A 12,709-nucleotide genomic window follows, 5' to 3' on the forward strand; every position below is an offset into this window, starting at 1 on the left:
TCAATAATTGTGTCCTTAACTATGAAGGAGATGTATATCATGCGTGATATTTTAATTTGCCTTGATGGATCCGCTATTTCTAAGCAGGCTATTCCCTATGCATTGGCGATAGCACATGCTTTTAAAGCAAAAATTACCCTGCTACATGTACTGGAATATTCAGACAATAATATTAAAACACCGGTTGACCCTTTTCTTTGGGCGCTACAAAAACAAGAAATAGAAATATATCTTGATGATATTATGTCAAATTTTCCAGCCAACACTAATATAGTTACTAGCCATATTGTTGAAGGTAAAGCGGCAGAAGAAATTAGTCATTGGATAAAAAAACACCCTGTTGATCTGGTCGTACTTTGCAGTCATGGTGCCAATGGTTATTCGCAGTGGCCATTAGCCAGTAATAGTCAAAAACTACTTTTTGGCAGCAAAGTATCAACATTATTGGTGCCAGCAAAAGAGCATCAACAACATCAAGAACAACCCCTTCACTGTAAAAAAATATTGGTACCGCTAGACGGCTCTGTTTGGGCTGAAAGCGTACTGCCTGTTGCGCTAAGCATCGCCAAAGAGCAGCAGGCAGAAATACTATTAGCCCATGTTGTACCAGAGTCTGGACTGACGCATATTATGCCGTTGAACAATGATGAAATAGCATTGGAAAATAGTATTCAGCGACATAATGAACAAGTTGCAGCCAATTACCTAGAGCAGGTGAGAAAACAATTATCATCGTTAACCACTTTAGACATCAGTTCGATGCTGATCCCCAAACATGGCGTGTGTGACGAGTTATTACAAGTGGTAGCGCAAGATGACATCGATATGGTGATTATGAACGCGCATGGTCGCTCTGCTAGAGCAGGGCGTTACCATGGTAATATTGCCATGGATTTTTTGGCAAATAGTAAAGTGCCCGTGTTGTTGGTAAAAGGTATAACACCGCAAGATGATTTACTCAGGCCTGGCAATACTGATCAATCTGAGTTAGAAGGACGTTATCCTCAGAGGGCTTATTAATGAATCCTCAGGCGGAAATATCTAATGAAGTTTTGTTAGCGATAAAGGCGCAGGAGTTGGCTAAAAGTCAAGCCGTGTCGTATCGTCCGCCTGCTCAAATCCCTTTACTTAATGCACTGCCCAAAATACCCAAGTGGCTTGAGCAGGCAAAGCTCTTGTTTAATACCCGTGATGTTAATACCGCGAAAGTCGCTGAGTGGGTCTATGACAATGGCTATGTTGTTGACCGCGCCATTACTCAAATACAAATTGATATGCCAACCAGCTATTATCGGCTGTTACCAAGTCTACAAAACACCAGTGGTCAGTCATTACCGCGGGCCTATTCTCTGGCTAGTGGCTTATTAGCGGCCACAGGTATCCAACTGTCGTTAAATTTTTTGGTTAAATTTGTTAAAGGCTATCAACAAGAAACGACGCTCAATATTTCTGAATTATGGGCCTTACCGACACTATTGCGTTTGGTTTGTATCCAATTAATTGTCGAAGCGGTAGACAATATAGTGCCTGAACTCACTGTGCCTTATTCGCGTGACGATATTAGCCAGCCTTTAATGGTTTCTCGTGATGAAATTGATTATTTAAGTCGAGCTATTCATTGTCTTTCAGTGATAGAAACAATCCCATGGCGTAAGTTTTTTGAGCAAGTGAGTGTGGTTGAGGAAAAGCTTCGCCATGAGCCAGCAGACATATATCAAAGCCTTGATTTTGACAGCCGTGATAGGTATTGCAAAGTCATTGAAAACTTAGCAAGGGCAACTGCCCATGATGAAGCTCATATTGCCGAGCGAGCGGTCGCATTAGCCTGTTGTGAAAGTGCCAATGGCGAACGTTATTCCCATGTAGGTTATTGGCTGGTTGATGAAGGATTAATGGCGTTAGAAAAATATTTAGGTTATCAGGTGTCTTGGTGGCAGCGTTTTCAGCGTTTTTGTGGCAAATTTTCCAGCCTATTATATTTATTAGCGCTAGCATTCTCTGTGATATTGGCTGAAGTTGTGGTTGTTGTTTATCTCTATCAAAACAATGCTCAAGCCTTAACATATTTTGCGGGTTTGGCATTAACATTAATACCCGCGTCGATGTTATCGATTGCTATTATTAATTGGTTGATTACCCTACTATGGCCAAGTCGAATTTTAAACAAGCTCGACTTTGATCAGCGTATAGACCCCCAATATAAAACGGCTGTTGTTATACCTAGCATGTTAAGTAGTGATAGCGATATTGACACATTACTTAAACAAATAGAGCTTCATTATTTGTCAAATAACGATCCTGCACTGCGTTTTGTGTTGTTAACTGATTATCTTGACGCGCAAGTGCAGAGTATTACCAGTGACGCGGATTATCTTAATCGTGTTACTCAAGGTGTCAGAGCACTCAATAGTAAATACGGTGCTAGCAATACTGGGCCATTTCACTTATTACATCGAGAGCGACGTTATAACCTCAGTGAAAATTGCTGGATGGGCTGGGAGAGAAAACGCGGTAAATTAAGCGATTTCAATCATTTTCTTAGCGACAAAAACTGTCAAGCTATTTTTGTCCATGAGGGAGAGCCGTTAGGGCTAAATGATATTCGTTATGTAATTACCCTTGATAGTGATACCCAGCTTTGTCGGGGGGCTGCGGCTAAGCTGATTGGTACCTTGGCGCATCCGCTGAACCGCGCAGTTTTTGATGATAAAACAAGCAAGGTTATTGCAGGTTATACCATTATTCAACCCCGTATTGAAATCGCTCCTACCATACACCGCCACACTTGGTTTACTCGATTAGCCTCTGGCGATCGTGTTATTGATATATATAGCCATGCCGTGTCTGATGTGTATCAAGATCTTTTTAGTACGGGCATTTTTGTTGGCAAAGGCATCTATGAGGTCGCTAGTTTTGAGCGCAGCCTCAAGCAATGTATTCCGGAAAACACCATACTAAGTCATGATCTATTCGAGGGTATCTTAGGCCGGGTAGCACTGGCTTCTGACATTGTGCTTTATGAAAACTTCCCGACACATTATTTCAGCTTTAGTCGCCGTTTACATCGTTGGATTCGAGGAGATTGGCAGCTCATGCCATGGCTAGCCAATAGTGTATTTCAGGCTGATGGTACAAAAGTTAAAAATCGTTTTGGTGTGATTGAACGATGGAAGATAATCGACAATTTACGACGCAGCCTTTTTGCACCAACATTGCTTTTATGGCTTATTGCGGGTTGGCTATGGTTGCCCGGTAACGCCCTAGTTTGGACCGCAATGGCGCTACTTGCCCCTGTTGGACATAATTTTTGTCATTTCATGTTAGGGGTCGCCCGTGCGGCTAATTTTAAAACTTTGATGCATTCTTTTATTGTGCCACGTGAGGTGGCGGGTCGCTGGTTATTGTTACTCATATTTCTGCCTTATGAAGCCATTATCGCCACAGATGCTATCGCTCGAACACTTTATAGAATGACGGTTAGCCGAGATAAAATGTTGGAATGGGTAACCGCAGCTGATACTGACAATCAGCTCAATGGTGATGATACTCGCTTGTTTTATTGGCGTGAAATGAGCACAAGTATACTGCTGACCTTATCGCTAGCTGCAGCCGTTGCTAGTGTTAATTTAGCGGTATTACCTATTGCTGCACCTTTGTTGTTTTTGTGGTTTATGGCACCAGAAATAGCCAGGGTACTAGGGCGTACACTATCGAGTGACAAAGAAAAATTAAGCGATGATGAGGTGATATTTTTACGTCGTTTGGCTCGACGAACCTGGCTATTTTTTGAGACCTTTGTTGGACCCTCTGATCATTGGTTACCGCCGGACAATTATCAAGAAGACCCGCATGGCACTGTTTCACATCGCACCTCTCCAACCAATATTGGCATGATGCTTTTGTCTAATGTATCTGCTTGGGATTTTGGTTACCTTGGCCCAACAGATTTGGCTGCTCGTTTACTGGCCAGCATGAATACACTGACTAAACTTGAGCATTATCGTGGTCATATTTTCAACTGGTATGACACTAAAACATTAGAAGTACTCTCACCTCGTTACATTTCAATGGTTGATAGCGGTAATTTGGCGGCGGCTTTAATGACCCTTGAAAAAAGCTGCCAAGACGTGCAAAACACCGCCATATTTACCTGTTCACGTTGGGATGGCTTGATGGATAATATCGCCTTGATTGAAGAGTCTTTGGCGTTACTTAACACAGACAAACACCATGACTTTACCCTATTAGTCACACTAATAGCTGATATCCGTCATAAGGCCAATAAAGCCAAAAAAAATTCAGCACTTTGGTGGTTAACCATACACGAACTTTGTCAAGAGGACTGCGTTGATTTTGACCGTGCTTTGGTGACAACACTGGCTAAAAAATCTTTGGTTTCAAGGGTTTCACAACTGCGAGATGTTCGTGTTTGGTTAGGGCGTCTACACCAACATCTACGTGATATGTTACGTGATATTGACCGCTTATTACCTTGGTTGTCTGTGTTATTGCAAGCCCAGCCAAAAACCTTACACCAAGATACAACTAGCTACTACCAAGCAATAAGTTCTTTTAATCAAGTTTTAAAGCCAACGCTAAGCTTGGCTGAAGTGCCTTTCGCTTGTGAGTCAGCTCAAGCGCTTATTGCCACTTTACGTGACGAAAAGCCGAGTCTTTGGCTAGAGGAACCTGCGAATGATTTTACCTTATGGCTTAATAAGCTGGAGACTGCAGTAAGTGAATCCAAAAAGAATGCTCAAACCCTGCAAGTAGAATTAAATACTATCGCTACATTGGCGAGTGAAGAAGTATCGGCGATGGATTTTCGTTTACTCTATGATCAAGACGCTGCACTTTTTCATATTGGTTTTAATGCCACTACGGGAATTATGGATACACACCATTATGACTTACTCGCATCAGAAGCGCGTTTGGGGAGTATTGTCGCGATAGGAAAGGGAGATGTGTCGATAAAACATTGGTTTAATTTGGGGCGTTCTGTCACCAAAGTTGCTGGCCGTAGTGTTCTACTTTCTTGGGGAGGCACAATGTTTGAGTATTTGATGCCGCGCATATTACTGCGAAGTCATGCTGGAACTTTATTGGCTCAAAGTGAACAAGTGTCGGTCGATGAACAAATTAAATTAGCTGAAAAACGTAATACCCCTTGGGGAATTTCTGAGTCTGGGTATGCGGCGGTTGATTTTCAACATAACTATCAATATCGTGCCTTTGGTGTGCCCAGTTTGGGTTATAAGCGTGGCTTAGAGGAAGATACGGTTATTTCACCTTATTCTACTGCACTGGCATTAGCTATCTATCCACTTCGCGCCGTGCAAAACCTTCAAAAATTAACCAAGCTCGGTATGATGAGCCTTTATGGTATGTATGAAGCAATTGATTACACCCCAGGGCGAGTCGCTAAGAATCGACGTTTTTCTATTGTTCGTTCTCATATGGCGCACCATCAAGGCATGATATTAACCGCGTTAGATAATGCGATATTTCATGATCAGGTTGCCCAGCGTTTTCAGTCGTGTCCCATGGTGCAAACGGTAGAATTGCTTTTACATGAACAAATACCAACAACCCATGCCCTTGAGTTTCCTATTGATGCAATTACCGAAGCGGAAATCAATCATGTACCCATGCATCAATTGCCACACCTACCCACTTGGAAACCTAAACTGCATGGCGTTATTCCGCAGCTACATACTTTAAGTAATGGTCGTTTTACTACCTTGCTGACCGACTCGGGATCAGGAGGCATATTATGGCGCCATAACGCTTTAACACGTTGGTCAGCGGATTCAACACTCGATAATCAGGGGGTATGGATCTACATCCGTGACCTTGATAGTGGAGAAATTTGGTCTGCAGGTAGGCAACCGGTAAATAAACGCGCTGATAAATACGAAGTGGTATTTCATGCGCATATGGCAGAATTTAATCGCCACGATAAAGGCATTAGCTTACGTATGGAAATTGCGGTTGCGGCAAATGATGATGTAGAAGTCAGGCGATTAAGCTTTATAAATGAAACGGCCGCGTCAAGAAGGCTTCAAGTCAGCACGTATGCTGAGGTGGTCTTAACCCCGAGCGACGTCGACCAAAGTCATCCAGCCTTTAGCAAATTATTTGTTCACAGTGAATTAGCCAGCAACATCAATGCATTGATTTTTGAACGTCGTGCGCGCTCACCACAAGAAAAATCTCCCGCTATGATGCACCGATTACTGACCGATAGTGACGCGGTAACATTGGTTGGCTATGAGACTGACCGTGCTAAATTTATGGGTAGAAATGGCTCGATACAAAGTCCACAAGCAGTCACTGACGGGGTTTCGAAAACTCTTGGCTGGACACTTGATGCAGTTATGTCTCTACAGGTAAATGTTGAATTATCACCTTATCATAGTGAATCTTTTGCCTTGGTTACTATTGCAGCCAGTTCGCGACACGCATTGTTTGATGTTTGCCAATGTTATGAAGTTTACTCTGCCATTGATTTACTTTTTCATGATGCCTTATTTAAAGTCAGTAATGAGATGAAAACCTTCGATTATGCCGTTGCTTATTTATCCGAATTACAGCAATTATTGGCACTCATTATTTATCCGGTTGACCTATTACGCGCCGCAGATAAAGTGATCACGGATAACTTATTGGGCCAGTCAGCTCTTTGGCCATTTGGTATATCGGGTGATTTCCCCATTTTGTTGTTGCGACTTGTGGATGAAACGAATGTGGCGTTATTACGACTGTTATTTTTTGCTTATCGACGTTGGCATCATCAAGGGATCAAGATTGATTTTGTGATATTACAAGCAGGCCCTTCTGGTTATGATGACAAGTTTGGTGCGCAAATACAGCAACTTATACATGAGTTAGACATTGAAACTTTAGTGGCGCAAAGGGCGGGTATTCATGTCATTCATTCAGATCAAATCTCAGTTCCGCAAACACATTTACTTGAGGCGAGTGCGAATGTCATTTTAGGTGCACATTCTTCATTGAAGCAGCAGTTAGCGCTCGCTTATCGTCAGACAGAACTCTTGCCTCCTTTTCGGGGAATGGTGGCTCCTGATGAAGTACCTGACATACCTAAACTACAGCGCCGCAAAGATTTGGCTTTTTTTAACGGCCTTGGTGGCTTTACTGATAATGAATACATTATTTATCTTGAGGCAAATAAATCAACACCAGCGCCTTGGTGTAACGTGTTAGCCAATGCTAATTTTGGCAGTATTGTCAGCGAAGTTGGTGGTGGTTATACCTGGGCTGGCAACAGTGGTGAAAATAGACTCACGACTTGGACGAATGATCCCGTTATTGACCAACCCAGTGAAGCGGTTTATTTACGTGATGAACAAACAGCACAAGTGTGGACAGTTACCCCAAAACCTGTAGGAACAGGTAACCCTTGTGAAGTCACCCATAGCGTGGGTTATAGTCGTTGGCGTAGCCATTGGCATCAATTAGAGCAAGAACTAAGCGTATTTGTCGCCCATGAAGACCCGATTAAAGTCACTCGTCTGCGCTTAAATAATACCAGCCCTGTCGCTCGACGTTTAACGGTTACGTATTATGCTGAACTCGTTAACGGGGTTAATCGCGCCCATAGTGGTTCGCATATATTTACCGAATATTCAGCTGATGAGGGCGTTATTTTAGCTAAAAATCGTTGGAGCAGTGATTTTTCGACTAATGTAAGTTTTTTATTCTCTGATTATCCAGTACATGCTTTCACCACAGACAGAGCTGAATTTATAGGTCGTGAAGGGCATTGCTCTAAGCCTGCCGCATTAGCTCGTTGGGGAATGAGTGGCAAAGTAGGCGCGGCAGTTGACCCTTGCGCCGCTTTGCAAGTGCATATTGATTTAGCCCCTCATGAACAAGTCGATATTCACTTTATCTTGGGTCAAGGTAAAAATGATAATCATGTGCAACAACTCATCAAGAAATGGCGCTCTGCTGGTGTGATTAACCAAGATTGGACATTAATGAAGGCGCACTGGCAAAAGGTCTGTAATGCCATCAAGGTAGAAACACCTTCACTGTCATTTAACTTGATGATGAATCAATGGCTTATCTATCAAACCTTAGCGTGTCGAATATTTGCGCGTTCAGGCTTTTATCAATCAAGCGGTGCTTATGGATTTCGCGATCAACTTCAGGACATGATGGCGCTAGTAAACATAGAGCCTGCTTTGGCTCGAGCGTATATTCTTGAGTGTGCAGCACACCAGTTTGACCTGGGTGATGTACTACATTGGTGGCATCCACCTTATAGTAGAGGTGTACGAACACATTGTTCTGATGATTTGATGTGGCTACCTTTTGTCACCTCCTATTATGTTGAAACCAGTGGCGATAGTTCGATATTGCATGAGAAAGTACCGTTTTTACTTGGAGAGCCCTTAACCACACAGGAAGCAGACCGATACAGTAAGTATGAAAGTTCAAGCGAAAGCTATTCGCTTTTTGAACATTGCCAACGGGCAATCGAACGTGGCACTGATTCATCTGGAGAGCATGGTTTATTGCTAATAGGTACGGGTGATTGGAATGATGGCATGGACCGAGTGGGTGTTCGAGGTCGGGGTGAGAGCGTTTGGTTATGCTGGTTTGCCATTGCTGTGATTGATGCCTTTACGGTTATATGCGATCAACAACAGCGAAGTGATTTGTCTTTACAATGGCGTAAGCGAGCTAAAGATCTTTGCCGCGCTGTGGAAAATAATGGCTGGGATGGCGCTTGGTATCGACGAGCTTTCGATGATATGCAACTCCCTTGGGGCTCAAGTGAGTGTCAAGAATGTCGTATCGACTCTATTGCACAATCGTGGGCAACTCTTTGTGGTAAAGCTGATAAAACTCGCGCTAAGCAGGCATTGACCTCGGCTCAAAATGAATTAATTGATCAAGAGCATAAATTAGCTCGACTACTATGGCCCCCGTTTGACGCAACCATGCGAGACCCAGGTTATATCAAGGCTTATCCTCCAGGCACTCGAGAAAATGGTGGACAATACTCGCATGCGGCTACTTGGTTAGGTTGGGCGTTGGCAAAAGACAGAGATGGAGACGGGGCGATGCAAATATTTAACATGCTCAACCCTATTGAGCGTTCTAGCACGACAGAAGCAATGACCACTTATCAAATAGAACCTTACGTAATGGCAGGAGATATAGCAACGGCTGGGCCTCATATGGGTCGTGGGGGTTGGTCTTGGTATACGGGCTCAGCGGCGTGGGCTTATCGCTTAGGAACTGAAGCCATTTTAGGCATACGTTATCGTGATAAATACCTCTTGATTGACCCTTGTATTCCTAAGTCATGGGGCAGTTATAGCGCTACGTTAACTCGAGAAAACGGCACTATTGAGCTTGCAGTGAAAGACCCTGAAGGAGTCGGCTGTGGTGTCATTCAAATCAGCGTTAATGGCAAGGTAATAACACGGCAGCAAGTGGCATTGCCGAGTGATAATGAACTATTAAGGGTTGAAGTACTCTTGGGGAAAGAGACGAATTAAAGCCACTCATTAATTTAAAATAGACTAAGGTTGGAAGCGAATACCTTGAAGTTACTAGGTTGAAGTTACTCGGCGGGTAACAGCATAAGATACGGTCTCTTTTTTGATGGGTCTTAGTCTCATTTTATTGCGATTATTGTCCACTTTTGCTGGTTGAAATACACCACGGCCGCGGTGATCTTAAGCACAGGTGATCTTAAGTACAATATCCAGCTATTACTCGACAATATACCTCTGCATTGCACTTGCACTACTGGTTTAGTTTATAGTCAGTTTTGCAATGCAATACAAGGTATAGCGTGGAGCTGTTTATCTGCACGCTAAATAATCTAACACGTAGTTAACACATTAATCATCAAAGACCAATATCAAAGGCAACCATAGTCACAATCTAAAAGATGTAACTTGTTAGCCAAAATAGCCGTATTATCATAGGAGCCTTCAACTTTTACCAAACTGGTCGTGGTTACTGACAAAAAGAAAGTTTCAGCATCAATTATTTCACGAGCTTTATTTCGATAAATTGTATTTTGATTAGTTGTGACGTTAACGCCAAGTAGCGTTAAACTCGATGGGTTAATTTCTTCTACTAAGGCCTTAAGCGTAACCTTGTCTTCAGGGGGCTGACGTTCTAAACGCGATACCATCACACGATCACTATCCATATAAGCGCGAATGTTGACGCGATCACCAAAGGCTAAGTCGTTGATTGAAAATTCTCGAAGTGCGGCATCACTGTGGTCGTGAAATAGCGTTGACGAATTTGTTTCAACATTAATTTCTAGTATCGAGAGCTCAGCATTGCTGACATTAATTGACTCTACATCGGCGTCAATTTCGATAAATGATTGTAGGCTAAAAACTATTTTGTCAGCGACTAAAATGTCGTCATCATTTAGAACACCATCAACTTTCACTTTCACATCAAGCCCAAGCGAAGAAGAACTACCATTGACGAAAACAGTCGAACTTGTCGTCGTTACAGGTAAGCTATCGACAGTAAAGTCAGTAGCTGAAATGAATTCTGTAATGAATCCACTCAATTCAAAATCGCAATTAAGGTTACACAGTTTATCACCGTCGTTATATCGGTTTCTATTGCGTTGACGTATTTGCAATTGGTCAAGAAAAAAAACATTTTCTGACAATGCTCTCATACTAGATGCCTCAACATACATGCCATTAGTTAATGCTAAGCCATTTAATTTCAGCATAGCACCCGAATAGTCGCACACTTGCGTACCAATATTGAAGCGCTGTAAATCAGGGTCAATCGCTTGTATTACTCCTTTAACTTGCATGTGCATGCCATTCATATATTGATTTTGTGTTCGTGTTATATAAGTTGCTTGTATTCTTTCTTGGTCTCGCCACTGACCGCTAACTTTGACTATGTTACCTATTGCCAACGTTGCAAATGATGCATTATTGATTACCGTTAACTCATCAACTAAAATAGTTCTGCCGAGTATAATTAGGCTGTTATTGTTTGTGTTAATGTTGGTAATAACACCTTCAACATCACTTTCAAAATGAATGTAACTTGCTGTAGTTGCGCCAGTGTTAGTATTAACACTCCCACGTATTGAAACCACCATTCCTACTTGCAGTTCTGCTAGGTTACTCGGTTCTGTATCGATCATGACTGTGGCGGCTGTCGTAGAAAAAGTAACGCCATTAGAAATAATACTGCCGAAGCCCGATATTGTTCCTACAGTAACTAAGTCAGTGCTTGGTTGTTCAATAGGAATACTGGGTTCACTATCACTGTTATTGCATCCCACTAATGTCAGTATGCATATAAAAATAAATGGTTTAAATTGCATGGTAATCGCTCTGTGTATCAAAAAAGTGATACTAACATTAAGGATTATTCGAGGTTATCTGAATGATATATATCAGGCTGAAGCCATATTAAAAGCTGCTTTTATGATTTTATGGTGTTAAAAAAAGGTGTTATTTAAGGGGAGCTATTTATGAGGTGTTATCGTTACCTGTAGGTACCTTGCCTTGCTGATATTCTATGATAAACGATCAAAGTCACTTAATATATATGGCTGGATTTTGTTAAAATAACCGGTATTTGTTAAGTGCAGGTTGATGATCTTTTATTGCCGCTATATCTGCTAATATTTCTTTAATTTTAGTGATTAAAATGTAAAGTTAAACACCATGACTTTTGTATTAGTTTTTACTAAACAGATAGATAAGAAAGATTGTCACTAAACTGATCAGCAGGGTTCTTAGACCACTTATTAACCAAGACACTCCAGAGACATGGCCTAAAAATATACCAAGAAAAAAAATTAATGTCATCGCAATAATGCTGGCCATTAACAGAGGTGGAAAAATTAACGAAAATCCAGCGTCGGCCAACCATAGCGGAGCAATAATTAATAAGGATATGACCAAAGGTGCCAAACCGTTAACTAGCGCAACAAAAATAGGTACCCAACGTGCTGCTTGTCCATGAGCGGTATTTTCCATGTTAACTAACATAATGTTTTCAAGTTCCACTAACGTGCGTTTAAGCTCTGCATGCTCACTGATATATGCGCTACTTAAACCACTAACTGCAAGCGCAATAGCCGCTCCTACACAAGCATTAATGGTGACAGTCAAACTGGTGATGGAACCAAGACTAAAACCGACAATGATGCCAAGCATTGTTAGCGCACCATCGAAGCCGTTAACCACAAAGTACCGCCGCATAATGTCTTGCGAGTTAGTGATCCTCAACAATAACGCAACCTGTTTTAAAGTGCTAATCAAAATGCTATTCCAGATTCATCGGTTACTTTTGTTGAGTGTCGTTTTGTACTTCGACAAAATCGATACTATGAACTGAGCCACTTACTGAAGTAATAGCAGCACAAATTGCATCAAAATCAATATGGTTAGCCTCTATTACCACTTCGGTTGTGGCTGTTTCTTCATCCATCTCGATTACAGTTAACGTCACATGATAGTCTTCACCTACCGACGCTAACACCTGACAAAATTCTAGCGCATTGGGTTGGTGGGGTTTTAGAATATCGAGTACCAAACGTTTAACGCGAACCATTAAACTAACTCCTAATGTTGACTATAATTATTCGTTATTTAATTTTTGGATGTCATCATTTATAACTATAGACTTATACATGATACTGTCAAATTATCGAATGCACGGG

The 12,709-nt window shown here is 41.8% G+C and carries 5 protein-coding genes; 2 read left to right on the plus strand and 3 right to left on the minus strand.

The annotated features are described in order from the left end of the window. Positions 1-39: 39 nt before the first annotated feature. Together H4J61_RS10780 and H4J61_RS10785 are read left to right on the plus strand one after the other, a co-directional pair. Entirely contained in the window at positions 40-1,020 is a 981-nt protein-coding gene (locus tag H4J61_RS10780) for a universal stress protein (protein WP_182185039.1), read from the plus strand. Then, a complete protein-coding gene (locus H4J61_RS10785) occupies positions 1,020-9,536 on the plus strand; it encodes a GH36-type glycosyl hydrolase domain-containing protein (protein ID WP_182185040.1) in 8,517 nt (2,838 codons plus the stop codon). Before H4J61_RS10780 ends, H4J61_RS10785 begins: the two co-directional genes overlap by 1 nt. A 368-nt stretch (positions 9,537-9,904) precedes the next feature. Here the strand turns inward: H4J61_RS10785 and H4J61_RS10790 are convergent, their stop codons facing one another. From H4J61_RS10790 to H4J61_RS10800, 3 genes are all read right to left on the minus strand, one after another. After that, complete coding sequence (locus tag H4J61_RS10790) at positions 9,905-11,362, minus strand: DUF5666 domain-containing protein (RefSeq protein ID WP_182185041.1); 1,458 nt, start codon at positions 11,360-11,362, stop codon at positions 9,905-9,907. Between the two features lie 358 nt (positions 11,363-11,720). Further along, entirely contained in the window at positions 11,721-12,308 is a 588-nt protein-coding gene (locus H4J61_RS10795; protein WP_259363256.1) for a hypothetical protein, read from the minus strand. Positions 12,309-12,330: 22 nt separating this feature from the next. Continuing rightward, positions 12,331-12,600, minus strand: a complete 270-nt coding sequence (locus tag H4J61_RS10800) for a DUF211 domain-containing protein (protein WP_182136937.1) — start codon at positions 12,598-12,600, stop codon at positions 12,331-12,333. Positions 12,601-12,709 lie beyond the last annotated feature (109 nt).

Origin of the sequence: Colwellia sp. MB3u-4 (genome assembly GCF_014077065.1) — a bacterium.
Taxonomy (GTDB): domain Bacteria; phylum Pseudomonadota; class Gammaproteobacteria; order Enterobacterales; family Alteromonadaceae; genus Cognaticolwellia.

Excerpts from the sequence above, each read along its gene's own strand:
- H4J61_RS10780 (WP_182185039.1), top strand. The coding sequence starts at position 40 with ATGCGTGATATTTTAATTTGCCTTGATGGATCCGCTATTTCTAAGCAG.
- H4J61_RS10785 (WP_182185040.1), top strand. The coding sequence starts at position 1,020 with ATGAATCCTCAGGCGGAAATATCTAATGAAGTTTTGTTAGCGATAAAG.
- H4J61_RS10790 (WP_182185041.1), bottom strand. The coding sequence starts at position 11,362 with ATGCAATTTAAACCATTTATTTTTATATGCATACTGACATTAGTGGGA.
- H4J61_RS10800 (WP_182136937.1), bottom strand. The coding sequence starts at position 12,600 with ATGGTTCGCGTTAAACGTTTGGTACTCGATATTCTAAAACCCCACCAA.